This is a genomic window from Pseudomonas sp. BF-B-15, assembly GCF_019946675.1.
Lineage (GTDB): Bacteria > Pseudomonadota > Gammaproteobacteria > Pseudomonadales > Pseudomonadaceae > Aquipseudomonas > Aquipseudomonas migulae.
The window spans coordinates 1-23,232 of record NZ_JAGYFZ010000074.1; the positions used below are offsets into that span (position 1 = coordinate 1).

At 54.2% G+C, this 23,232-nt stretch carries 22 protein-coding genes; 2 read left to right on the plus strand and 20 right to left on the minus strand.

All coding sequences use genetic code 11. The annotated features are described in order from the left end of the window. Positions 1 to 108: 108 nt before the first annotated feature. Entirely contained in the window at positions 109 to 498 is a 390-nt protein-coding gene (locus tag KGA97_RS21130; RefSeq protein ID WP_223481440.1) for a transcriptional regulator, read from the minus strand. A 177-nt stretch (positions 499 to 675) separates the two neighbouring features. Here KGA97_RS21130 and KGA97_RS21135 point away from each other — a divergent pair, with 177 nt between their 5' ends. Next, entirely contained in the window at positions 676 to 1,410 is a 735-nt protein-coding gene (locus tag KGA97_RS21135; RefSeq protein WP_223481441.1) for a DUF899 domain-containing protein, read from the plus strand. Between the two features lie 143 nt (positions 1,411 to 1,553). Here the strand turns inward: KGA97_RS21135 and KGA97_RS21140 are convergent, their stop codons facing one another. From KGA97_RS21140 to KGA97_RS21215, 16 genes are all read right to left on the minus strand, one after another. Beyond that, positions 1,554 to 1,973, minus strand: a complete 420-nt coding sequence (locus KGA97_RS21140) for a DUF2846 domain-containing protein (protein WP_008040975.1) — start codon at positions 1,971 to 1,973, stop codon at positions 1,554 to 1,556. 8 nt (positions 1,974 to 1,981) lie between these two features. After that, positions 1,982 to 2,410, minus strand: a complete 429-nt coding sequence (locus tag KGA97_RS21145) for an Sbal_3080 family lipoprotein (RefSeq protein WP_223481442.1) — start codon at positions 2,408 to 2,410, stop codon at positions 1,982 to 1,984. A gap of 223 nt (positions 2,411 to 2,633) precedes the next feature. Beyond that, the gene (locus KGA97_RS21150; RefSeq protein WP_008040977.1) at positions 2,634 to 3,194 is read right to left on the minus strand and encodes a hypothetical protein; all 561 of its coding nucleotides are present in this window, start codon (positions 3,192 to 3,194) and stop codon (positions 2,634 to 2,636) included. Between the two features lie 338 nt (positions 3,195 to 3,532). Next, positions 3,533 to 3,940, minus strand: a complete 408-nt coding sequence (locus tag KGA97_RS21155; protein ID WP_223481443.1) for a contact-dependent growth inhibition system immunity protein — start codon at positions 3,938 to 3,940, stop codon at positions 3,533 to 3,535. A 267-nt stretch (positions 3,941 to 4,207) separates the two neighbouring features. Further along, positions 4,208 to 4,492 carry a hypothetical protein gene (locus tag KGA97_RS21160; RefSeq protein ID WP_192225961.1) on the minus strand — a complete coding sequence of 95 codons (285 nt, stop codon included), beginning with the start codon at positions 4,490 to 4,492 and terminating at the stop codon, positions 4,208 to 4,210. 225 nt (positions 4,493 to 4,717) lie between these two features. Further along, entirely contained in the window at positions 4,718 to 5,080 is a 363-nt protein-coding gene (gene cdiI, locus KGA97_RS21165) for a ribonuclease toxin immunity protein CdiI (RefSeq protein WP_207286313.1), read from the minus strand. Positions 5,081 to 5,256: 176 nt separating this feature from the next. Then, positions 5,257 to 5,526: a hypothetical protein gene (locus tag KGA97_RS21170; RefSeq protein ID WP_192226564.1), complete on the minus strand. Its 270-nt coding sequence runs from the start codon at positions 5,524 to 5,526 to the stop codon at positions 5,257 to 5,259. Between the two features lie 224 nt (positions 5,527 to 5,750). Then, positions 5,751 to 6,446, minus strand: a complete 696-nt coding sequence (locus KGA97_RS21175) for a transposase (RefSeq protein WP_223481444.1) — start codon at positions 6,444 to 6,446, stop codon at positions 5,751 to 5,753. 137 nt (positions 6,447 to 6,583) lie between these two features. Further along, positions 6,584 to 7,234, minus strand: coding sequence for a hypothetical protein (locus KGA97_RS21180; RefSeq protein ID WP_207286311.1), 651 nt, complete (start codon positions 7,232 to 7,234; stop codon positions 6,584 to 6,586). 534 nt (positions 7,235 to 7,768) lie between these two features. Further along, positions 7,769 to 8,005 carry a deaminase domain-containing protein gene (locus KGA97_RS29635; RefSeq protein WP_223481445.1) on the minus strand — a complete coding sequence of 79 codons (237 nt, stop codon included), beginning with the start codon at positions 8,003 to 8,005 and terminating at the stop codon, positions 7,769 to 7,771. Between the two features lie 33 nt (positions 8,006 to 8,038). Next, the gene (locus KGA97_RS21190) at positions 8,039 to 8,464 is read right to left on the minus strand and encodes a hypothetical protein (protein WP_223481446.1); all 426 of its coding nucleotides are present in this window, start codon (positions 8,462 to 8,464) and stop codon (positions 8,039 to 8,041) included. 493 nt (positions 8,465 to 8,957) lie between these two features. Next, positions 8,958 to 9,425 carry a hypothetical protein gene (locus tag KGA97_RS21195; RefSeq protein ID WP_223481447.1) on the minus strand — a complete coding sequence of 156 codons (468 nt, stop codon included), beginning with the start codon at positions 9,423 to 9,425 and terminating at the stop codon, positions 8,958 to 8,960. Positions 9,426 to 9,754: 329 nt separating this feature from the next. Then, a complete protein-coding gene (locus KGA97_RS21200; RefSeq protein ID WP_207286309.1) occupies positions 9,755 to 10,072 on the minus strand; it encodes a hypothetical protein in 318 nt (105 codons plus the stop codon). Between the two features lie 308 nt (positions 10,073 to 10,380). Next, positions 10,381 to 10,584, minus strand: coding sequence for a hypothetical protein (locus KGA97_RS21205; RefSeq protein WP_207286308.1), 204 nt, complete (start codon positions 10,582 to 10,584; stop codon positions 10,381 to 10,383). A gap of 9 nt (positions 10,585 to 10,593) precedes the next feature. Next, positions 10,594 to 17,715: a DUF637 domain-containing protein gene (locus KGA97_RS21210; protein WP_223481448.1), complete on the minus strand. Its 7,122-nt coding sequence runs from the start codon at positions 17,713 to 17,715 to the stop codon at positions 10,594 to 10,596. Positions 17,716 to 17,739: 24 nt separating this feature from the next. Beyond that, the gene (locus KGA97_RS21215) at positions 17,740 to 19,446 is read right to left on the minus strand and encodes a ShlB/FhaC/HecB family hemolysin secretion/activation protein (RefSeq protein WP_223481449.1); all 1,707 of its coding nucleotides are present in this window, start codon (positions 19,444 to 19,446) and stop codon (positions 17,740 to 17,742) included. A gap of 292 nt (positions 19,447 to 19,738) precedes the next feature. On the opposite strand from KGA97_RS21215, the gene KGA97_RS21220 reads away from it, so the two are divergent. After that, positions 19,739 to 20,014: a hypothetical protein gene (locus tag KGA97_RS21220; RefSeq protein WP_008044007.1), complete on the plus strand. Its 276-nt coding sequence runs from the start codon at positions 19,739 to 19,741 to the stop codon at positions 20,012 to 20,014. A 98-nt stretch (positions 20,015 to 20,112) separates the two neighbouring features. Here KGA97_RS21220 and KGA97_RS21225 read toward each other — a convergent pair whose 3' ends face one another. The 3 genes from KGA97_RS21225 to KGA97_RS21235 all read right to left on the minus strand — a co-directional run bounded on the left by KGA97_RS21225 (position 20,113) and on the right by KGA97_RS21235 (position 23,111). Further along, positions 20,113 to 20,874, minus strand: coding sequence for an IclR family transcriptional regulator (locus KGA97_RS21225; protein WP_008044008.1), 762 nt, complete (start codon positions 20,872 to 20,874; stop codon positions 20,113 to 20,115). Positions 20,875 to 20,961: 87 nt separating this feature from the next. Continuing rightward, entirely contained in the window at positions 20,962 to 22,173 is a 1,212-nt protein-coding gene (locus KGA97_RS21230; protein WP_008044009.1) for a CaiB/BaiF CoA transferase family protein, read from the minus strand. Further along, the gene (locus tag KGA97_RS21235; protein ID WP_223481450.1) at positions 22,170 to 23,111 is read right to left on the minus strand and encodes a hydroxymethylglutaryl-CoA lyase; all 942 of its coding nucleotides are present in this window, start codon (positions 23,109 to 23,111) and stop codon (positions 22,170 to 22,172) included. The genes KGA97_RS21230 and KGA97_RS21235 overlap by 4 nt, the downstream gene beginning before the upstream one ends. Between the last annotated feature and the right edge of the window lie 121 nt (positions 23,112 to 23,232).

A 23,232-nucleotide genomic window follows, 5' to 3' on the forward strand; every position in this document is an offset into this window, starting at 1 on the left:
ATGTGGGAGCGAGCCTGCTCGCGATGGCGGTGTTTCAGACAACATCGATGTCGACTGACACACCGCCATTGCGAGCAGGCTCGCTCCCACATTGGTAATCGAAGTTCTTCAGGCAATCTGCGCTTGGGACACCACCTCATCAAACGTCACCTCATCCAGCGCATCGTCCTGCTCATCCAGCACCTGCCGCGGATGATCATTGCCCGGAATGCTGCTGTCGATCAGGCTCAACAACCTTGAACCCCGCATCGTCAGCCTGTAATTCGAACCGGTTCCACCCTGCTCTTCAGGTCGAGGCTCGATGTAGCCACGCGCCAACAGTAACTTTTCATACTCGCCGGCCACCGCTTTCAGGTGATCCAGGTTTTCAGTCTCTTCGCCCTCCGTGGCTTTCTCCGCCGCGTACTGCTCGGCATAGGGCCGTGGCGTGAAGCTGGGTGCTGCGTTCTGCACTTCGTGCAGCAGGCGTTCAATCAAATCCCAGTTATAAGTCGTCATCCTGTCCAACCTCCAAAACCTGTGAGTGTGATGGCCTTCATAGCTTGTGACCGACAGCGCTCGCCGCCGTTCAGCGCAGTTCTTTAACGGCGCTGACCGGCGGTATGTCGAATTTGGCATAGGTCAAACGACAAGGTTATGTCAGTCACCGCCCAGCATTGCGCAGGAGAAAACCCGATGAACGTTCAGAACCATCCGGTCGTGTCGCGAGAAGAATGGCTCGCCGCCCGCAAACAACACCTGGCCCACGAAAAAGCCTTCACCCGGGAACGGGACAAACTCAGTGCCGAACGCCGCGCCCTGCCCTGGGTGAAAATCGACAAGGACTATCACTTCCAGGGCCCCAATGGTGAATTGAAGCTGGCCGACCTGTTCGGCGGTCGCAGCCAACTGGTCATCTACCACTTCATGTTTGCCGCCGGTTGGGACGAAGGCTGCCCCGGTTGCTCATTCCTGTCCGACCACATCGACGGCGCCAACCAGCACCTGGCGCATCACGACGTAGCGGTGGTGGCGGTTTCCCACGCACCCTTCGCCGAATTCCAGGCGTTCAAGCGACGCATGGGCTGGAAATTCGACTGGGTGTCGTCAGAAGGTTGCGACTTCAACTACGACTTTGGCGTATCCGCCCGAGCTGAAGATGTTGCCGCCGGAAAAGCCACCTACAACTACGAAAAAACTGACGGCGCCGAAGAAGAACTCCCAGGTCTCAGCGTGTTTTATCGCAACGAAGCAGGCGAGATTTTTCACACCTATTCAACTTATGCCCGTGGCCTGGACATGCTGGTCGGCGCCTATAACTACCTCGACCTGACGCCCAAGGGGCGCAACGAAGAGCAGATCATGGAATGGGTACGGCATCACGACAGGTATGAAGACAAGGTGAATTCGAGCTGCTGCCATGGGGGGTAGACCACACCTTCGCGAACCAGCTTGCTCCCTCAGCGGTCAGGGCCGAACACAATGTCCGTGAACACCGCAATTCCTGTAGGAGCAAGCTTGCTCGCGATGCTTACTTACAATCAACGCCGATACAACTGACACACCGCTATCGGCTACTTCACCGGTATATACGAATACCCCTTCACCATGGCTTTCCCGTCCTTGGCATCCCGCACCCGAACCATCTCCGCCGCGTACTCCTGCGTGTATTCAACGAAGTACTCTTTACCTGGCTCGACCGAGAGGGTCAGAAATACGTTTCGGGGATGCGGACGCGGCCCGGCCGATACCTTGTGCAGGCCCGGACTTACCAGCACCCAGGAATAGGTCTTGTCATTAAGCCCCACCACCGCACTGTCATTGATGCTGAACACGCTGTCATAAAAGCTGCCTTGAATGACCTGGGTCCGCATCATGTAAACCAACGCCTTGCCCTGAGGTGGCGCCGGTGGCTCGAAATAAGGCTGGCTGGAGCTAGTGTGACCGCAGCCGGCCAACAACAGCATGAGCAACAACGCCGGAATACTTTTCATTGCTGCGCTCATTTGTTTTGCCCCAGTAACTGGTTGATCACCGGCCCCATCTTTTCCTCGACCGACGCCACTTTGGACGGATCAAAACCGCCCTCGCCCGTCAGGTGGTATTGCCCGAAACCGATCTGCTGATCGCCCTTGAAGAGCCGGACATTGGCATCGGACAAGTACGGGGAAAAGTCCCAGGAACGAATGGCGGTGTAAGTCAGACGATACTCACAGCTGCTCGGAATGGGAGTGGCGTAAAGCCGACTGTCGATGTTGTGCTTGCGCAACAGCGTCTGCAGGCCATCGACGAAATCACCCACCACCACTTTCGGGTTCTCTTCGATGCAGAGTTGGGAGATTTTGAATTGAGGAGCGACCGGGTCGACTTTGATGTTGGTACAACCGGCCAATACCAGTAGAAGGCTTGCCGTGATGGCTCTGGACAGCATATTCGGTCCCTGAATCCAGAATGATGGCGCAATGATGCCGCATACTAGATCAGCAGAATTTCGGGGTCAATTTACGTCGTTTGACGCGGAGCAGATCGCGGGAAGCTCGCATTTAGGTCCCACGAGAACGACACTGTTCTCAGCAAAAATTGCGCCGCCAATGAAAACGGGCGACCTTTTGGGTCGCCCGTTTTTTATCGCGTGAGCAATAGATGAATCCCTTTCACACCGCAGGTACGCTCGCCACGGGAATACGTTGATCAGGCTGGGTGACATCGTAAACATGCTGTTCGCAATCGGTGCCAATAAACTGGAACTCAACCAGGTAAACCTTGGCTCTTTCCGGGATGAAGGAACTTTGCAGCGGACCGCAGCTATACAAGCCGCTTGCCACCCTACTATTCGAATATCCCGACACCTGAAACGCCTTATCGGCATCGGCCTGTGCTTCCAACTGCGGGAAGCGTTTGACCGTGGCACTGTTGGCCACTTCGTTGAGTTTGGCTATCCAGCCGAATACCTTGCCCTGGCCCGAATCCACTACAGTTCCAAGCAACTCCATACGCTGGTCAGGATCGGCGGCACGCTTGACTGAAAACTGTACGGGATGGGTGCTGCCTGTAGCTTTCATGATGACCTTGGCGTGCTGGGCATCTACGGTCACCGTGTTCTGGCGCAGTTGAATGCCGTCTTTCAGCAGGCTGGGGGAAGAGTCCCTGACGTTGGAATGGCAGCCGGTCAATGCGACAGCCAGGGTCAGTGGTAGCAGTGTGATTTTCTTCACGTATAGATTTCCTTATAAACGCGTATCTTTTGACTGATAAGAGGACTTACACCAAGTGGCACGTTCTAAACGCTGAACCACTGAACGCGGCGGGGAGATTTTGCAGGGAAAAATGGGAGGAAAAGGAGGCCAGACCACGTTTTCTACCTAAAAATTGAGAGTTTACTCGGTCTCCCGGCCTCAAGATACGTGCTGTGCGAGGCATACAGCGAGTCCTTTCATACAAGTCAACCCGAATGCTTAGTCACCCCAAGAAAAATATAACTCCTTTATATTTTCTATCATTTCGACCAATCAAAATATACCTCAGACAAACTAGTCCGCCCCCGTCACCCCCACTAATTAATAATATCCAGCAACTTACCCTTAAGGACACTTGCAGATTTAACCGCATTAGGATCCACCGCCAAATCATCTTCACTCTCTAACAATAGAGACATCATTTTTTTGGCGAGAATAATATTCCCACTCCAATAATTTGGCGATAGCCGCGATACCGCCCCAAGCAACTCAGCATCATCTATGAAGCCCGACAGCAAATCTTGCTCTAGAGTAGAAACCACTATTGGCAATAAGTCAGACATAAATAATTCTTGCCTCACTGCACGACATAGGTCCTCCATCGGAAGATCTTCAAGATATATATCGCGAATGGAAAGATACCATTGAGTCAAGGATGACATTTCAGCCTCGGGTTGCCACGAGCTATTATTTTCTTTCGCTACTGACCGAAATGTCTTTTTCATATACCAATCCCAGAAATTTCATCTTCAATTAGTTTAATCGGAGAAAATGGGAACAAACCACGTTTACCACCTGAAAAACTGAATGTTTTCTCGATCTCCCCGGGCATCCTATCTGGGTTCATCGTCCAGATATAACGTGATCGACCGCTGACTAAATACTCCTAAACACGCACCACCATAGCCCCCATTAAAACCTCTTTAGATAATAAACCTTGATTCATAAGCAATACTAAGCAGTTGCAGTTGCTGTTTCTGTTGGCTTTTTACCTAACCTGTGACTTTAAAAGCCTCAGTTATTTTCTTTACCACTCCCCCATCCACATTTTTCTCCATGGAAATGAAACATCCTTCAAATGACCCGCTCGTCAAAACCAACTTATGCCCCGCATAACAAACAATAACCAACACTGAATACGGGCCAGACTCACGACTTTCCACTTTAGAATTTAGAGCTCTAAGTACAACATCAACAAACTCTTCAAACCGCTCTTCCTCATAACCCTCAAAAAACATGAACCGATTTGACTCAGAGCACGACTCAGAAACATTCATACGTCTACATCCCTAAACCATTATAGAAAAAAGGGGCCATACCACGTTTCCCCTATCATTTCGGCCAATCAAAATATGCTTTAGAAAATATGGTCTATCCCAATTTTCCATGGCATCACAAAAAAAGTGGTCTGTCCTCGTTATCTATGAAAGAGTGTTTGGTGATTGCGACGGAGTAAAACTTATGAAAATCCCCGGCAGTGCCGGGGATATTTTCATGCAGAATTAGAAAGCGAGGCTATTCAAAAGCTCTTTTACTTTCGCGGTATCTTCGGGATGACATTGAAGATATTTTTCGCAAGCCAACCGAATACATTTAGAGCAAACCGCTTCGTTCACAACAACTGTGTCTTCATCCCTAGGGGGATAGCCATAAGCAAACTCAACCCCTTCGAAGTGTTCTTCATCGAACGGGCTATTTTCATCAGGAAAGTTACAGTACGCACCATCCGTACTGAACCCCCACCTTTTCACAATATAGCCAACCGCCTCAATGAAATAACCACCATCATACATTCTGTCGAAATACCCTTTAACAACCCAATAAGGGTCTGACTCATTATATGGCTGACCGAACAACTCTCTCATATAAACACACTACCTTATTTAGGGTGGAAGTTGCTCACAGCCCCAGCAGCCTTATCTAAATACACCCTGAAAGCCCCCCGATTGTAGCATCGTACTATCGACCCTGCGGTCTCGCCAACTACGCCTGTTGCTTTTACAACAATGAATTTTAGGGAAAACCTAAGCCCCCTTATTATTTACACCATGTAACCCGCAGACCTCATCAGCAACAGCACCGTCTCATCAAATTCTTGATCCGATATACCTCTAATAGATTTGGCACTCTTCCACTTCCATATTACAGGAAGAATTCTGCTATCCAGACGATCAAACTCTTCCAAAAAGATATCTGCTAAAGCGTATTTATCTAAATCATGGCCGACCTCCAGCATCATATTCAACACGATGCTTGGCGACTTCCGATCCAGTATTTTCGCTAACAAATTTCTATTTTCCGAAAGTGACATAGGTAATTTCACCAATGGTGTCAATTTTTTCGACCTTCCTGCATCCGTATTTCTGGGATATTTGGCCTGTCCAGGTATTCAAAGCAGCATTGTCTTTTAACATTCCATTGGCAAAGGGGAAATGGGGACAGACCACGTTACCCCACACAGCTGCTGGTGAATAAATACTTTGTCCTTCTTCACCGAATGCTTTTGGGAAAAACGGGGACAGACCACGTTTTCCATTAAAAAATTGAAGGTTTGCTCGGTCTCCCCGGGCGTCCTCGCTGGGCTCGCCGTCCTATCATAGCTTCAATTTCAGCAGCAAATCGCGAGCCACCAAGCGCATAGTTACCATTGGTGGCAGCCCGAATCTGGTTAACCAACCCTGTCTCCAACTCGTTTCTAAAAAGCTCTCTATAGGCATCTGTGGTCGATATATTCGCTCCACCAAGCGACAGGTACTGAGCATGCGGGGTAATGAAATACGAAAACTCTGATTGTGCGTTATTGCGATAACTCGACCAACGATATTCCCCAGGATGCGCTACCATTTTTGCTCGAACAGGATTCATTTCAATATAACGATAGCAGGCCAAAACATAGCGATCACTTTGAACAAGGCTTGAACGAAAGCGCCCCTCCCATAAAGTCCCACTACGTCCATATGTACGATTCACGTACTGCACATATCGTTGCCCTACACCCTTCATAAGCAAACTGGCACCACTTTGCTCTTGAGGACTAATCAATAAATGGACATGATTACTCATCAAACACCACGCATGAACTTCACACCCATTTTTATTGGCTTGCTCAGCCAGCAGCTCTATATAAAAAAGATAGTCCTCCTCTGAGAAGAAACAAACCGATCGATTATTTCCTCGTTGAATTAGATGCAAGGGTACACCCGGCATCAAGATACGTGCTCTGCGAGGCATATGGTGAGTCCTTTCATACCAGTCAAATTGAAAGCTTAGTCAACTTAAGAAAAAGCATAATTTCTTTCTATTTCCTATCATTTCGGCCAATCAAAATATGCTTTAGAAAATGTCGTCTATCCCAATTATCCATGGCATCACAAAAACGTGTCTGTCCCCGTTACCCTTTTGAAATCATCAATCGTCTTGTTTTTTTCTTTCAACAGAGACATGACAAACTCAGGATCAAAATCCATCAACAATTCGATAGCATCATAAATCTTCCAACGATGTATTTCTGGATGATCAATTATTGAAACAAGATGCTGTTCAATAGGAGGTACATACTCCAGATATCTTTCTCGCTTCACGAAAGCAAAAGCATCGGTTATTTCAAAAGGTTTACTTCCCGCCAACGCTATTATTTTCGACAAGGGTGAGTAGACTTGGGTTCTCGCCACCTCTCTTTCCCCCCTGTCAGCCATATTGGCAAAATACATGGTCACTGCCATAAGTATCTGACGATAAGTATCATCGTATCCATGCAGCCTATGAGAATAGATGCCTTCGATAATTTCAGGTCTTTCCATGCTCTTCTCCAAGGCAATCAGGCCTTCATGGCCCCCCCAACTGGTCAATAATTTCGCAGCTAGGAAGCGCACCACATCATTATCTGCGTGAAGAAGCAAACCCATCACAGCATCCATTCTTTCCTGCGGAATATCCTCCGGGTCCAAGTCTCCTGCATCAGCAGCATAATCTGCATGTTCCGGAATACCATTAAGCAGGTCGTTTGTTTTCCGATCCATGATAAATACCTATTTATCGATAAATTTAATATAGTCGGCCGGGACACAACCCTTGATCAAGCACTCTCCATCACGCGTGGCGTTCCGCAATTCTGCCTCTGCCCTCGTCAATGAAGTCTCATTTTTCGTGGATGGGTTGTTCGTGTATTTCTCCCGTGCCGCATCTACCCTTGATTGCAACTCGGCCGCGATTTCACGGCTGCTCAAGAACCTAGAAGGGAAAATGGGGACAGACCACGTTTTCTATACAGAAAACGTGGTCTGTCCCCGTTCCCCCCAAAAACGTGGTCTGTCCCCGTTACCCCTACAGACTATCCTTTGACAACTCAAGACCACGACGGGCGCCTTCGACATATATAGCAGTTTGAAGAATCGCGTTCATGCCAGGAGAGTCAACCCGATGTATACTTTCCGTTTCATCCTGAACATACGCAAACGCCTGCTCAGGCCGAAACCTCTTGTTTACAATAGCATCACTGTAAAGTCTCCGGACCAAGGAAGCCACATCATCAAACTCAAGACAACCCTTCACTTTTAATCCTCCACTGTAAATAAATTCAATTGAAGTTTCGGACATCTATCGCAAAATCGCCTGATCATATCAGTACAGCTAGGACACACAAATTTTTCCGATATCAAATTTATTGTCCCCACAGCATTCTGATTACTTCTTTCTAACCTCTGAGCGATAGTTTCAAGGAAAAATGGGGACAGACCACGTTTTCTATACAGGAAATGTAGTCTGTCCCCGTTAGCCCCTCTAACCTTCAACCTGGCTTCCCTCAGGTAAAAAGAAATGGGCCGTTAACCAACAGGTAGCCATTGATGCGGCGAACAGCACCAGTAATTCAATAACATAGTCCGAATACTGGGCCCCTTGATGTTTTGCACCATATTTGAAATAAACAACAACACCCACGACGCGGCCACACAACTTCCCAAAAAGGAAACAACCATGCAATTACGAGGTGTCTTCTTGACTTTAATTAATACAATCACCAATGCGTAACCCAGAAATGGCAGGAAGAAAGCCAACTGTATGAGAAGCGGGGTCAAAAACGGCATCAACAGCAATTCAGCCCCTCTCACCGAACCCAGCAATTTTGGATTACTTACCAACTCGGTGAGTACTGCTACTGTTTTGATAATTCCAGCAATGAATCCAAGTATTAGCGGACAAAGAAAAAAAGCCAGGAAATCTTTACGAAGAGGATAAATAATTTCACTCATGGCGCACCACCTTGGATTTTAGAGTACCCCAGTAATTTGCAACCAAACTCCACCCGAGACGTAGAAAAAAGGGGCCAGACCACGCTTCCAATCTAAAAAATTTAATATTTGTTCGGTCTCCCGGCATCAAGATACGTGCTTTGCGAGGAATATGGTGAGTCCTTTCATACAAGTCAAACCGAAAGATTAGCCAACCTAAGAAAAAAAAACTCCTTTCTATACCCCATCATTTCAACTAATAAAAATACGCCTCAAAAAATGTGGTCTGTCCCCTTTTATCCTATGAACTTCGAGAGGTCGACGAGCGAGGAGTTGGTTTCGATCAGGTATTTGTTGGCCGGGCTTCGGCTCTGGGTGAGCGGGACGTAATCGCCTTGAGGCAGGCGGAAACTCGGGAGTGAGGCCGGATCGGTGCCGTCGAAGATGCCGATGAAAATTGCGGGATGAATGAAAACGGGCAATCCGTTAGGTCGCCCGTTTAACTCTTCGCTCCTTACTTTAGCGGCCCCAACACTTTATTAGTGAAAAAGCGTGTCGTTTCGTCTGAGGCAGGTTCCATCCCAAAATAACAATTAACAAGCTTAAACTGTTTATTTATTTCTTTTGAATACGCAAACAAATCACCAACCATATCAGCACTGAACAACCCGACATCATTCTCATAAAAACTAATATCAAGATCAAAAGTATCTTCATATTTAACAATCCGTACGAGTGCTGATTTCACACTCATATCAGTAAATCTTAAGTTCTCAACATTGACAAAAATACTGACTGCCGCATCAAACTCAATCGCAGCCCTGATGAAGTCGAGCTGAATATTTCCATTACTCCAAACCGGAAAACCCTCTGAACACTCGGCACCAACGATTGCCTCAGAGTCAGAAATAATCGTCTCCAGCAATGGCAAGACTAGGTCCTTGCCGACATCTTCAAACACAATTTCCAACAAGCCGGCCATAATGCCTCCGTCAATCAATAACCCACTGCGAACGCCCATGAAAAAAATGGGGGCAAACCACGTTCAACTATCATTTCGGCCAATCAAAATATGCTTAGAGAATGTAGCCTATCTTAATTACAAAAACGTGATCTGCCCCTGTTACCCCCTTCAGGCAACAGTAAGATCAGCAACCGTATTGATAGGCCGCCCAGCTGCTTGCGAACAAATACTCTGTCCCTCCTCACTGAACGCTTTTGTGGATTCCGCTAACACTTACCATCATTTAACACACTTAAAGCCGGAACGCTGTTTGGACAAGCAATCCCACCTGCGCCTTTTGCCCTAACTTAATAGGTGAATTTGGAATTCGCTTTACCACTAGGATCGATAACCAATACAAATTTTTTCCAATCGCCACCCGTGTGCGACTTCATCAGTTCGTGCAGCTTATGCACATGACTAGAAACTCTATCTTCAGGGTCATCTAAAAGCTCGCTAAAGAACAAGCCATCGCGAACAAATGAGTATTTAGAACCTACAGACCATCCTCCATCGTAAACCTCATACTCAAATTCACAGCGGATCTCTTCGTACTGCCCACTCGCAGAATCATGCATAATCTGCGTAAGCGAATTCAAGACTTGTACTTGTTGCTCAATGCTCATTGCCCGGCCTCATTCTTGAATGACTTACGCATTTTTGTTCCATTGATCGAGTAGTCAATAACTAGTAAATCTGGTCTTGCTGACGCAGTAAAAAATGGAAAAAATGGGGACAGACCACGTTACCCCACACAGCTGCTGGTGAATAAATACTTTGTCCTTCTTCACCGAATGCTTTTGTGGGCTTCGCTAACACTTGTGCGAAGACACTATCATCTAGCACACCTACAGCCGGAACTCTGTTTGGAAGAGCACTTCCGCCTGCGCCTTTTGCACCAAAGGCAAACTAAAAATAATGCTCATTAAATATACTAATCTATCCAATCCACTTCAAAACCAACTAGTTGGGCTTGAAGCCCAACCTCATGTTCAAACCAGTAATCAAACCCCTCAGCATCACTTTTTTTCAAGTAAAGATAATACCCACCAGTGTCGCCATCACGGTCATCATCAACAAAAATATTCCAGCCAGAATATTCGCCAGCGACAACAATACCCTTCCGAACGATAGACATATTTACATCCTAGTCCGCATAGGGAACATGATTGTTAGAAATATATTCTCCAGTCACAGGGTCTTTAACTCCAAAATGCACATGCGGAACTCCTGGAGCGTGTGCTCCTGATATAGATCCTGAGTCGATACGGAATTCCTTGGTGCCATCAGCGCTATGGAACACCCCAGATCCAGGCTTACCGATTTCCCTGTACTCAGGACCGAGATATTTCTGCCCTGCTGATAGGGCCTCATCGGTTGTGAGCGTCATAGAACTCGTGAAATTTTTCTTACCGGATAGAGTTTCATTGATAACTTGATCTACACGCTGCCCAGCACCTGCCTCCAGTTGAATCTGCTTTTCAGCATTAACAAAGGTTTTCCAGTTTTCAGTAGGACCAGCTAGTGGCGTATGCGGTGTCGTAGTCGCTTTTGTACCTGTCGCTGGCTTCAAGGAGCCAATTATAGCCTTACCACCAGCCGCCGCCAAACCAGCACCGGCAGCAGCAATCATGCCCAAGTTGTCCCTTAGAACCTCTGTTTGTTCGTTAGTAAGGTTCCACTTGGCTTGCATCGCTCCTGCCAGCGCATCGGCGGAATGACCAGCTGTTGCCATGGCCAATATCTGCTGAAAGTCGTGGTTTTCGCTGATTAGCGACTTCAGCGCGTTTTGAGCAGCTTGAGAGCCATCACCTAATGCGTCATACACCTTGTTCAGGTCAGCCATGGTATTGGCGTGATCCAGAGATGTAGGACGACAAAGTTCAACTGCAAACACGCAGTTCTTGATGGCTTCGATATCCTGCTCTTTACTGATCTCCCTGAACTCTTGAGCAATGCTCTCGCAATCAGCGGTCGTCGTGCAGGTGCTGAGTTTTCTGGCGGCCCGCTGCAGTTGGCTGTGGCTCAGGTAGTTGTTCTGTGTCGCATTGGCCGCCACGGTGGCTGCTATTCCGACATCCCCACCTGTCGCCACTGCACCTAATACACCGACAATTTGCGAAAGCGCTAGAAGATTAGCTTGGGCCTGGTTGTAATCCGCGGAACCTTGAACAAGGTTGGAAGGCAAGAGCTTGTCACCGAGCAGCCCAACCAACAGTTCGTTAGCTCCACCCGCCAGCGCCCCGGTACGGAAATCCCCTCCCATAACTTCGGCCAACAAACCACCCAACCCCGCATGCAGGAGAATCTTCTCAATTCCACCGTCTGCGAGGACCATATTCCCAATCTTTCCGGCTCCGATCGCACCACCGATGTTCGCTGCAACGCTCACAGCTGAGCTAGCAAGATTGTCCTTGAGGCTGCCTCCGTAAACAGCCGTCTTGATCAGCGCATCCGCAGTTATCTTGATGGCCACAACCCGCATGCTCTTGGCATCGAGCCCCACTGCTCTCGGATCGTACTTAATTCCTTGCATAACGCCCGCTGTTGCAGCGGCCGTCACATAGCCTTTGATACTGTCCTTCGAAGTAACGTCTTTGATGACTTTCCCGAGATTGCCCCGGTTGTCGATGGTACTGACGGTGGCCTTCGTCGCGGCACTCACCGCAACCGCCTGCAACATCGCGTTCATGCCAACCATCATCGGCCCCATCACGGCCGCCAAGGCAATGGCAATGATCAACTGCGACGCGGGGCCTAACCCCGAGTTGTTGTACTTGAACGACTCATGGATTTCCTTGACCTGCCTCCAGTCCACATCGCCCCGGGCTTCCGCCTGCTTCAGCCAAGCCAATTGCGGATCAGCCTGGACCATCGCATCAATGGTCTGACTGACGGTTTGGCGATCCACTTGTTTGATGTCGATCTTCAGACCGTCGACGGCTTTGATCACGATGTTGCCTTTGGCAATCATCTGGGTCTGGCGCAATGTCTCGTCGGTATTGCCCTTGCCTTTGGATGAGTTCCAGAAAGCGTCGTTATCACTCTTGGTGTGGCTTTCATCATGAAGGTCTTTCACCGCCTCAAACGTGATGCTCCCACCACTGTCCAGCGTAATGTCCTTACCACTCTCAAGCTTGGCCACCTGATACAACTGGTCCCCGCCACTCTCCAGCGTCAGGTTCCCTCCGCTGGTGATGTGACTGCCGACATATTTCACATCCGTCACTTCATCACGCTTGGTTTTCTTCGCCCCAAACGCGCCTTTGGCCGTCATGTCATACAGCGTGTAATCCCTGTTTTCCGCGGCGAGCACGTTGAGGTTGTTGCCGGCGTAAACGTAGGCCTCGTCGCCTGCTGTCAGGTTACTGGCCCGCAGCGTTACATCCCCGGCGGCTTTGACAGACAGATTCCCCCCCGCACTAAACTCGCTGGCTACCTGACGAGTCTGGTCATCGATCTCATGAACCTTTTTGTTGCCCTTCTTGTAGCGGCTCTCAAGGTTGTGTTCGTCCTCGGCCGAGATCAGGTTGATGTCGCCGTCGGCGCTGGCGTTCAAGTCCTTTCCAGCACTGGCCTTGCTGGCCACGGCGTTGAGGTCGCGACCGGCGTGCAGGGTCAGGTTGCCCGCGGCGGTTACGCTGGAGCCCAACTGGGTGAGGGTTTCTTCGGTGCGCAGGCCGCGACGCAGGGCGTCGCGGGTGACGGTGCGGTCTTCCACTGCGAGCAGGTTGATGTCGTTGCCGGCGGTCAACGTGGCATCGCCGCCGCTGCTGATCTGGCCTTTGCTGGTCAGGTTGTTCGCCGCGTTGATCGTCAGTTTTGAACCGGCGCTGATGCTGCTGCCGGCATCGAGTTGCGTGGCGCTGCCGGCGCCGATGTTGAATGTCGTGGCGGTGCGGTCGTTGACGATGTCGCCTTTGAGGCTGGTGAGGTTGACCTTGTCGGCGCGGATTTCCCCGGCCATGGCGTTGCGGATGCTGTCTTGCGCCAGCAGGGTCAGGTTGGCGTTGGCCTGTGCCAGGCCGCCCTGCAAGATGCTGCCGCCGCTCAAGGCGCTGAGGTCTTCACTGGCGCGCAATGTCCCGACGTTTTTCAGATCGCCGCCGGTGATTATCTCTACGTTGCGCCCTTGAATCAGGCTGCCGCCGCGCAGATTGCGCGAGTCGACTTTGGCCAGGTACAGCACCGGCACCAGCACGGTTTCGCCGTTGATGACCCGCTCTTCCATCCAGACGATGTCGTGGGTCAGGGCGGCCACCTGCTGCGAGGTCAGCATGACGCCGACGCTCAGGTTCAGGGCGTTTTTGCTGCTGATGGCGTTGTCCATCAGGTACTGGAATTGCTCGTAGTCGCTGCTCAGGCCGTCGGCGAGGAAGCGCTGGCCGGTCTGGGCGCGCACGGCGTCGGCAATCAGTCGGGTTTCGTAGCGGCCGTCGCCCAGTCGGCGCGCGGCCTGGTCGGGGTCGTAGCCCAGCTTGCCGATCAAGTAGTCCGAGCTCATGAACTTCGAGAGGTCGACGAACGAGGGGTTGGTTTCGATCAGGTATTTGTTGGCCGGGTTGCGGCTCTGGGTGAACAGGCCGTAACTGCCTTGAGGCAGGCGGAAACTCGGGAGCGAGGTCGGGTCGATGCCGACGAAGGCTGCGCCGGTAAAATCGACCGGGACAAAGCTGACTTTTACGCTGCCGTCGACAGCGACGGTTTCAATGCGTTTGACGTCCTTCAACGGGCCCGGGCTGCCCACCGGGCTGGCCAGGATTATTTGCTGGCCACCGGCGCCAAAGGCCTGGCTGTCGAGGGTGGCGCCGATGAGTTGGGCGTTCCCCTGGTTGGTGAGGCTGCCGTTGACCAGCTCACCGCTGACGTTCAGTTTCAGCGCGCCACCGGCCTGCACGGTGCCGACATGGGTCGTGTTGTTGCCGGGCATGATGGTGTTGGTGATGTTCTCGATCGGGTATTTCGTCACCTCGATCGGAATCGGCGCCTGACTGGCGAGTGGCTGCCCGGCGTAGTTGGCGTTCCAGGCGTTGGTCGCGGCCTCGGTGACCCGGTAAGCACTCTTGCTGACGCCGTCGAGGAAGTAGTTGATGTTCTCTTCGCGATTGTCGAGGGTGAACCCACGGTTATAAAAGTTGCTGGCCGTGATGGTCGTGTGGCGGTTGGCGGCCAGCAGGCTCTGGCCGTTGGTGACGGTGACCGCGTCTAGCAGCAGGTCCTGGTTAGCCAGCAGTCGCGACGCCGGGGAGTCCTTGAGAATGCTGCCTTCGTAAAGGGTGCGGACGATGTAATAGCCGGAGTGAGTACCGCCGCTGCAATCGGTGCAGTTGATCACGATGCGGCGGCTGGCGATGCTTTGGGTGGCTTCGAATTCGGCTTTTTCGTTGATCAGCTCGCGCACCTTGATGTCGATGTCACTGCCGCTTTCGATGCTGCCGGAGCGGTTGATCAACAGGCTGGCCTTGCCGCCATCACGGGCCGCGAAGCTGAGTTTTCCTTTGCTGTAGAAGTCGGCGTAGCGGTTGAGCAGGCTGTCGGCGCGCAAGGTCATGTCGGCGCCGCTGAAGATCAGGCTGTCCGCCCGGTTGTTGATGTCTCGGGTAGCGCTGAGGGTGAGTAGCTGTTGCGCGCCAAGTGTGCCGCCGTTGTCGATGCGGTCGGCGACGACGCTCAGATTGGCGCTGGAGGTCAACCGGCCGAGGTTGTCGAGCGTGCCGCTCAGGACCAGTTCGCCGTTACCGGCACTGGCGATTCGGCCGTCGTTCTGGGTCACGTTGGCCGCTTTGATTTTCAACGCCTGCTGGGTCGAGATCAGCCCTTGGTTCGTCAGGTTGCCGGACAGCTTGAGGGTGAGGTCGCCGTCGCTGAGCAACTCGCCGGCATTGCTCAGGCTGACCGCATCCAGGCTCAGGCTGCTGGCGCTGGCGATGCGGTCACCGGCTTGCAGGGCGATGCTTTGCAGGCCGCTGATATCCAGCGCACCGTTGACATGCCAAAGGCCGATACCGTCGACGTTTGTGATGTTCCAGTCGCCACTGCCGAGACCGACCAAGCGCCCCTGGGCGCTGAACAGGCTGGCGGAGTTCACGCTGAACTGACCGGTGGCCGCGTGCTCGATCTGCCCGGCGCCGTTGCGCAAGGTGCCGGCCTGCAGGACGAAGTTATCGCTGCCGATGGCGATGTGTCCGCCACGGTTATCCAGTTCGTTTTGCAGGGCGATTCGACTCAAATCACCGAAGTGCGCAAGCAGTCGGCCCCCGGCACTGTTGTCCAGGTTCTGCCCATCGAGCTGCACTTTCTGGCTGGCTTCGATCAAGCCACCCTGGTTGATCAGACGATCCACCGTCAATTGCAGGTTGCCTGCCAGGCTGACAAGGCTGCCGCCACTGTTATCGACGTCACCCGCGGTCAGGCTGACGCTGCTCGCGCTGAGGGTGCCCGACTGGTTGTCCAGACGGCCCTGACCCAAATCGAGTTCAGCGTGGCTGCCACCGGCGGTGATGTTGCCTTGTTGGTTCTGTAGCCCTTTGGCTTTCAGTTTCAAGCCGTCGCTGCCCGCGAGCAGTTGGCCGCTCTCACGGTTATCAACGGCGGTTTTGGCGTCGACCTCCAGACGGTTGCCAAGCACTTGCCCGGCGCGGTTGTCCAGATTGCCTGACGTGGTGGTCACTGCCACTTTTTGCCCGACTACGACACCTGCGCGGTTGTCGACGCTGCCGGCCTTGAGTGCAACATCACCGGCGGTGGCTTGCAGCCGTCCCTGCTGGTTGTTGACGGCTTGATCCACCGTCACGGTCAGTGCGCCGCTGTCCGCCACGACGCGGCCCTGCTGACTGTTGTCGAGGTGGGTGGCGGTAACGGTGACCGCCTTGCCGAGCATCGCACCGTTCTGGTTGATGACCGTTGCGCCGCTGACCACCAGATCAGTCTTTGCCTGAAGGGTGCCTTCGGTGTTGTCGAGCCGTCCGCCGACCGTCACTTTTGCGAGCGCCGCGTTCGCGCTCATCAGCCCTTTGCGGTTATCGAAGTCTTTTTCGACGTTGGCGGTGAGCTTGCGCGCAGCAATGACCTGGCCCGCGTTGCGCAGGTTTTTGGCGTTGATCTGCACGTCGCCCGTCAGGTTGTGGGTGTTGTCGGCATTGATCCCGGCTTCGATGATGCCGAGGTTGGTCAGTTGGCCGTTACTGGCCAGCATCACGTTGCCGCCTGCAGCGATGCTCTTCTGATTGAACAGGTCTTCACTGGCCGTGACGTTCAGGTTGCCGCCGGCGTACAGCGGGCCATCCGCTTGCACACTTTGCGCCTTGACCGTGAGCGCGCCGCTGGCGCCGGTGGTCGCCAGTGTCAGCTTGCCATTGACGTCGAGGTTGAGATTACCGGCACTGGTCGCCATCTCCCCGCCGAGTTTGACGCCCACGCCCTGCTCAGTGCCCACCAGTTTGATCGCACCGGCGTACATGCCGCCGAGCGCGCTGCTGTCGATTGCCAGCATTGGCGCTGTGGAACCATCCGGCGCCAGGGCCTTGGCCGACAGGCTGGTGGCGTCAACGTTGTTGCGCCCGGTAATGACGTTGAGTTTTTTCGCGTAGAGGTTGGCGTTGATCGTCGCCGAGCGGGTGATGAGGTCGAACTGATCGATGTTGCTCGCGTTGAGCCCGGCACCTTCGATGGCAATGCTGCCTTGATCGACCTGGAAGTGATCGACGCGACCCGCGCCATCAAGCACCGGTTTGCCGGTGGTCAAGGTCACGCGCGGGGTGTTGATGAAGCCGCAGCCGTTGCAGGTGATGCCATAGGGGTTGGCGACAATGACGTGTGCCGACTGCCCCGCCACTTCGGTGTAACCGCGCAACTGGCTGGGGCTGCCGCCGATGACTTCGTTAAGGATCGTCTGCGCCGAACCGCTGTTTTTCAGGTTCGGGTTACCGATGATGATGCCGCCCAGTTGCGAGAGCGAAGTCTGCGCCGAGCCGTTGTTGAGGATCAGCCCTTGGGCGCTGACGTTGTAATCATGGAACTGGTTATGCGACAGACCGCTGCCATTGGGCGTGGCGATGTTGACGATTTGCATGCCGTTGCCGGCATTGTCCAGCGTAGTGCCCGGCGTAGCGACCACAATGCCGTCGGCCTGTGCCCACATCGGTTGCCAGAACATGACGTTGGCCAGCAGGAACGCCAATCCGCGCTTGGGCATGCCCCAGAAGTGCTCGCGGGGTTTCACCACGGCAGAAGACTGGCGAGCGAGGAAAGCGTACTGGCGAACGTCCATGTGGAAGGTCTCGATGCAGCGAAATTAAAGGAAGAAATCCACGCGGAAATAGATCGGCGCTTCACGCTCGGTCAGGGTGTCCGGGCGTTCCAGGGAGTGGGCGAAGGTCACGCTGGCGGCGACATGCTGACCGCGTGCAAACAGCTCCACCGAGTTGCTGGACATGCGCCCGTGCTGATCGTCATTGAAACGATTGCCGCGGATCACGCCCTGGTCGTAACCGAGGCTAGTGCCGTATTCAGCGAACACCGGGCGCAGCCATTCGGCGCTCACTGGACGGGTCCAGCGCAGATCGTTGCGCCAGTAACCGCCACTGTCGCCCGACAAGGATTGGTCCTTGTAGCCACGAATCGACGATTGCCCGCCGAGGCTGGTGCGTTGCGGACTGAACAACACGTCTTCACTGCGCTGGCCGGTCATCAGGCTGGTGAAACTGAACGACTCGCCCCACACCTTGAACGGTTGCAGGTAGGACGCGACGGCCATGTATTTGCGGTAACGCGCATCCGGCTCGCCGGGGGCGGGATGGTCATTGCCCTGAGCATCGAGTGCGCCGATGCCTTCATGCATACCCAGGTCGAGGTTGACGAACGCGCTGCCGACGCGCCGACCGTGATTGATGCCGAACTGCGACTCGGTAATCCGGTTGCTGCTGAACTTGAGCTTGCTGTCTTCAATGAAGTTGTTGGTGCGCAAATAAGAGAGGCCGGCGCTGAGTGAGGTCTTGCTCATGGCATCGCGGTGGATCACCCGCTCGGCCCGCAGCTGATGGTTTTCGGTGTCGCCGGTCAGCTTGAAGGGGTAATCGTTGGCGACAAGCTGCGTGCGGTACTCGTTCTGGGTGTAGGTGTAACTGAAGTCCCACCAGCCCCACGGCAGGCTGTAATACAGCGTTGCGTTGTTGGATGTGTGCTGGTGATCGGTCATCACATCGCCACCGCCGCGCAGCATCAACTGATCGGCCAGCCCCAGCGGACTGTCCCAGTCCAGCGTCGTGCGCCACTGCTGCTCGCCGGTGCTGCGCTGACCGTCGTTGCTGCGCGACAACCCGACGCGCCAAGGCTTTTGCGGTGTGTTCTTGACCAGGATTTCGCTGCCGCCGACGTTCTGGCCCGGGGTCAATTCCATCTGCGCCTGATTCGACGGCAAGCGGTTGAGCTGATCAACCATCTGTTCAATTTCACGCAGATTGACCAATCCGCCACTCTGGCCCGGAAAAGCCATGGCCAGTTCGCGGTCCGAGAGTTGGCTGCCCTGCGCACCTTTCAGACCTTCAAGCCGCCCTTCAACGACCAAGACTTTTAAATGCCCACCGGACAAGTCCTGCTGCGGCAAGTAAGCGCGGCTGGTCACCAGGCCTTTTTCGATGTAGCGAGTGGTGATGACCTTGAGCAATTCGTTGAGCTGAGAGACGCCCAGGCATTGGCCGATGTAGGGCTTGAGCAAGCGTTCGCGTTCACCGGCAGAAAGGCTGTCGGTGCCTTTGAGTTCGATGTCCTGGATAGGGAAGCAACGGCTGTCGGCAGGTGCCGAGGGCTGGACCGGTTTCACTTCCTTGCCGGGCAACTCTTTAAGCTCTTCGAGGCGCCGACGCTGCTCTTCGAGCAGACGATCCTGGCGTTCACGGATGAGGTCGGTTTCACCGGGAGTGGGCGCGGCATGAGCGAGATTCAGTGGAGAAAGGCACAGCAAAGCCAGGCACAACCTCGCCACGAGGGCGGGCAGAGACATGTTCGATCCCTCGAATTAGGGCGTAATAGCAAAATAGTGGCGCGATGTTAGATGGCCACTATCCTGACGTCAATTATTCATCCTGCCAGGAAACGCAAACCGATGAGCGCTATCGCCTGAAGCAGACCAATCCGGGAAACGGCAGGAAACCTCAGAGCGCATGCCGGAAGAAAAACCAAGGGCAACAGGACAATTCCCAGGCGCTGTTTTCACCGTGTGCAGCAAGCGGAACTTTAAGGTCCCGAGTGGCCTCAACCGATTAACCGCCCAAAACGGAATCGAGGCCCATTCCATGAAAACCTTGCTGAAACTCACCCTCGCCGCCACCCTCGCTTGCGCCCTCCCCGCCTGGGCTTGCACACCCGAGGAGGCCACCGCCAAACGCGAACAACTGGCCAAGGAAGTGGCCAAGCTCACCGAGCAGAATCCGAAGAAGGCCAAGGAGATCAACGATGAATTGCAGAAAATGGATTTGGGCACGGCCAGCGCGGATCTGCCGGACAAGTGCCAGTTGATCGATCAGCGTCTGAGGGAGTTGGAAACAGCAGATAAAAAAGCTGAAAGCTGACCTTGTAGGAGCCAGCTTGCTGGCGATTCGGTTGACCAGATACACCGAGTCGCGAAAGATCGCCAGCAAGCTGGCTCCTACAAGGGTTTGTGCAATGCTTAAGTGATGCGCTCAGCCGCCTTGAGCAATTCGCGATTGTCCCCGCCTAACGCGACGGTCGCCCTGGCCGCTGCGTCGAGCAACAACCCGCACGCCGTGGCAACTTTCTCCTGGCTGAATCGCTCCGCCGGGCCGGACAAGGTCAACGCACCGGTCAATTCATACGCGGCATTGAATACAGGCACCGACACCGAAGCCGTCTCCGGATCCCGTTCCCCAAAGGAACTTGCCCAGAATTGCTCGCGAATCGCACCGAGGGTCGGCTCGGATAGCGCGCCGAAGGCTCGCAGGACTTTGCCCGACGCCCCGGCATTCAGTGGGAATCGTGCACCTTCATGCAGGGAAACCCTGACTGCGCGCTTCGGCTCGACGCGAAACAACACCACGCGGCTGTCGTTTTCCCGTACGTAAAAAGAGGAGGTTTCGCCGCTCGTGTCGGACAAGGATTCCAGCAGCGGGTAGATCACGTCCCGCAGGCGGAACGAGGTCTGGTAGACCTGCGCCAACCGCAGCGGTTCGGGGCCGACGGCGTATTGCCCATCGCCGAGGCGGCGGATGAAACCGGCGCGTTCCAGCGAACTCATCAAACGCAGGATGGTGCTTTTATACAGGCCGGTGCGCCGGGCGATTTCCGCCAGTGGCAGGCTGTTGCTGCCGACGTCGAACGCCGCGAGGATCGCAAAGGCGCGATCCACGGCCGCCACGCCGCCTTCGGCAGCGGGCGTGGAAGGTTCGTCTTCCGATGGGGTTTGTTTGCTCATGTTCGCTCGTGACAAAACTTCAGGACGGCGCCAGCACCGGGCTGCGCAGCGGCTACCTTAACCGTTGAGCGAACGGGCGACCACCCTTCACCCCTCGGACTTGATCACGCCAGCGCGATGCAGTGCACTGATATCGCTATCCGAATAACCCAACTCCACCAGCAACTCATCGCTATGGCTGCCCAACTCAGGCACATTCAAGCGCGTACCAAAGCGCTGGCCGTCCATTTCAAACGGCAGCATCGGCACCTTGACCGATTGACCGTCAGGCAACGTCACCTCAGCCATGCCACCCGACTCGTTCAGGTGTTTGTCGTCGAACAGGTCCTGAGGTCGCTGGATCGGTGAAAACGGCAGACCGGCCTTTTCACACAGCGCCATCACCTGTTCCTTGCTCATGCCCGCCAGGCATTCGCGGACTTGCGGCAGGATCACCTTGCGCGCGGCGACTCGCTGATTGTTGCCGGCCAACTGCGGATCACTGCCGAAGGCATCGAAGCCGAACACCTCACAAAAACTTTTCCACTGACTGTCGCTGACCACGCCGAGGAAGACCTGCTCTTCACCGGCGCAACTGAACACGTCATAAATCGCCCACGCCGAAACCCGACTCGGCATCGGTGCCGCCGGTGTACCGGTGACCACGTTTTGCATCATGTGCTGGGCCACCAGGAACGCCGAATTCTCGAACAGGCCGGTCTGCACGAACTGCCCCTGAGCGCCTTGGTTACGCTGCAACAGCGCCGCCAGAATCGAAATCGCGCTGAACATCCCGCCCATGACATCGTTGACCGACGCCCCGGCGCGCAAAGGCTGGCCGACCGGGCCGGTCATGTAGGCCAACCCCGTCATCATCTGCACCACTTCGTCCAGCGCCGTACGATGTTCGTAGGGGCCGGGCAGGAAACCTTTCATGGAGCTGTAAATAATGTCCGGCTTGATGGCTTTCACGTCGGCGTAGCCCAGGCCGAGTTTTTCCATGGTGCCGGGGCGAAAGTTCTCGGTGACCACATCGGCGGTGGCAATCAGCTTTTTGACCGCAGCAATGCCTTCGGCGGATTTCAGGTCGACGGCGAAGCTTTTCTTGTTGCGGTTGTAGGTGGTCCAGTACCCCGCGCCGGAGCCCATCAAGCGCCGGGTGTTGTCGCCCGCAGGAACAGGTTCGACCTTGATCACCTCGGCCCCGAGGTCAGCCAGCACCAGGCCGCAGGTCGGTCCCATGACCATGTGGACAAACTCGATGACCCGAATGCCGGCCAGCGGCAGAGGCTTTTGTTGTTGGCTGGGGCTCATGTTCATAGCGCCTTCTGTGCATAGTGAAAATTCTTGCCGACTCCGGCGTCCGGGATGAAGCCGTACAGCGCTTCTCCCGGCAGGCCCTGGCGCAACCATTCGCGGGCCTGCACCAGCCGATCGATGTCGATGCCAGTGCGCAGGCCCATGGATTCGAGCAGGTACACCAGATCCTCGGTGACGATGTTGCCGGACGCGCCGGGCGCATAAGGGCACCCGCCGATGCCGCCCTGAGACGCGTCGATGGTGGTCACGCCGACGTCCAGCGCCGCGAGCACATTGGCCAGGCCCTGGCCGCGGGTGTTGTGGAAATGGGCACTGCCGGCAATGCCCGGCAATTCCTGGCGCAGCCGGGTGAACAAGCGCCGCACTTGTGTCGGGTTGGCGTAACCGACGGTGTCGGCCAGCCCCACTTCGTTGACGCCCAGCTCGGCCATGATCAGGGCCATGCGCACGGTGTCGTCGTCCGGCACTTCGCCCTGGATCGTGCAGCCAAACACCGTCGACAAACCGGCCTCGATTTCGACGTGCGGGTACTGCTCGTTGCGCAAGGCAACGACGTTGCGCACCTCCTGATAAACCTCGGCGTGGGTTTTGCGGATGTTGGCCAGGGAATGGGGTTCGCTCACCGAAATCGGCATCGTGATTTTCTGCACGCCCGCCTTGAAGGCCGCTTCGGCGCCCTTGAGGTTGGGCACCAGCGCGGTCACGAACAGGTTGGGCAAGGTCCGCGCAAAAGCCACCACTGCAGCGGTATCAGCCATCTGCGGCAGCAGTTTCGGCGACACGAAGGAGCCCACTTCGATCTCTCGTAGCCCGGCGCTCGCCAATGCGGAGATCCATTTCAGTTTCAGTTCGGTCGGCATGGTCGCCGCGACGCTTTGCAACCCGTCACGGGGCCCGACTTCGCTGACCAGAATATCGATTTCGTTCGAATGACCCATCACCAGCCCTCCTGAGACGCCACGAAAGCCCTTGTTTCTGGGCATTTCGATAAACGTTCTATCTGACAGAATATTGTTCTATTTTTAGTATCTGCCGGGTTTCGATGGCTTGTCAACGAAT

Bases quoted from the DNA above. Each gene is read 5' to 3' on its own strand.
- KGA97_RS21210 (WP_223481448.1), bottom strand. From the start codon at position 17,715: ATGGACGTTCGCCAGTACGCTTTCCTCGCTCGCCAGTCTTCTGCCGTG.
- KGA97_RS21205 (WP_207286308.1), bottom strand. From the start codon at position 10,584: ATGTCTATCGTTCGGAAGGGTATTGTTGTCGCTGGCGAATATTCTGGC.
- KGA97_RS21175 (WP_223481444.1), bottom strand. From the start codon at position 6,446: ATGCCTCGCAGAGCACGTATCTTGATGCCGGGTGTACCCTTGCATCTA.
- KGA97_RS21140 (WP_008040975.1), bottom strand. From the start codon at position 1,973: ATGAAAAGTATTCCGGCGTTGTTGCTCATGCTGTTGTTGGCCGGCTGC.
- KGA97_RS21225 (WP_008044008.1), bottom strand. From the start codon at position 20,874: ATGAGCAAACAAACCCCATCGGAAGACGAACCTTCCACGCCCGCTGCC.
- KGA97_RS21230 (WP_008044009.1), bottom strand. From the start codon at position 22,173: ATGAACATGAGCCCCAGCCAACAACAAAAGCCTCTGCCGCTGGCCGGC.
- KGA97_RS21235 (WP_223481450.1), bottom strand. From the start codon at position 23,111: ATGGGTCATTCGAACGAAATCGATATTCTGGTCAGCGAAGTCGGGCCC.
- KGA97_RS21200 (WP_207286309.1), bottom strand. From the start codon at position 10,072: ATGAGCATTGAGCAACAAGTACAAGTCTTGAATTCGCTTACGCAGATT.
- KGA97_RS21145 (WP_223481442.1), bottom strand. From the start codon at position 2,410: ATGCTGTCCAGAGCCATCACGGCAAGCCTTCTACTGGTATTGGCCGGT.
- KGA97_RS21130 (WP_223481440.1), bottom strand. From the start codon at position 498: ATGACGACTTATAACTGGGATTTGATTGAACGCCTGCTGCACGAAGTG.
- KGA97_RS21220 (WP_008044007.1), top strand. From the start codon at position 19,739: ATGAAAACCTTGCTGAAACTCACCCTCGCCGCCACCCTCGCTTGCGCC.
- KGA97_RS21160 (WP_192225961.1), bottom strand. From the start codon at position 4,492: ATGAATGTTTCTGAGTCGTGCTCTGAGTCAAATCGGTTCATGTTTTTT.
- KGA97_RS21190 (WP_223481446.1), bottom strand. From the start codon at position 8,464: ATGAGTGAAATTATTTATCCTCTTCGTAAAGATTTCCTGGCTTTTTTT.
- KGA97_RS21155 (WP_223481443.1), bottom strand. From the start codon at position 3,940: ATGAAAAAGACATTTCGGTCAGTAGCGAAAGAAAATAATAGCTCGTGG.
- cdiI (WP_207286313.1), bottom strand. From the start codon at position 5,080: ATGAGAGAGTTGTTCGGTCAGCCATATAATGAGTCAGACCCTTATTGG.
- KGA97_RS21215 (WP_223481449.1), bottom strand. From the start codon at position 19,446: ATGTCTCTGCCCGCCCTCGTGGCGAGGTTGTGCCTGGCTTTGCTGTGC.
- KGA97_RS21180 (WP_207286311.1), bottom strand. From the start codon at position 7,234: ATGGATCGGAAAACAAACGACCTGCTTAATGGTATTCCGGAACATGCA.
- KGA97_RS21135 (WP_223481441.1), top strand. From the start codon at position 676: ATGAACGTTCAGAACCATCCGGTCGTGTCGCGAGAAGAATGGCTCGCC.
- KGA97_RS21170 (WP_192226564.1), bottom strand. From the start codon at position 5,526: ATGTCACTTTCGGAAAATAGAAATTTGTTAGCGAAAATACTGGATCGG.
- KGA97_RS21195 (WP_223481447.1), bottom strand. From the start codon at position 9,425: ATGGCCGGCTTGTTGGAAATTGTGTTTGAAGATGTCGGCAAGGACCTA.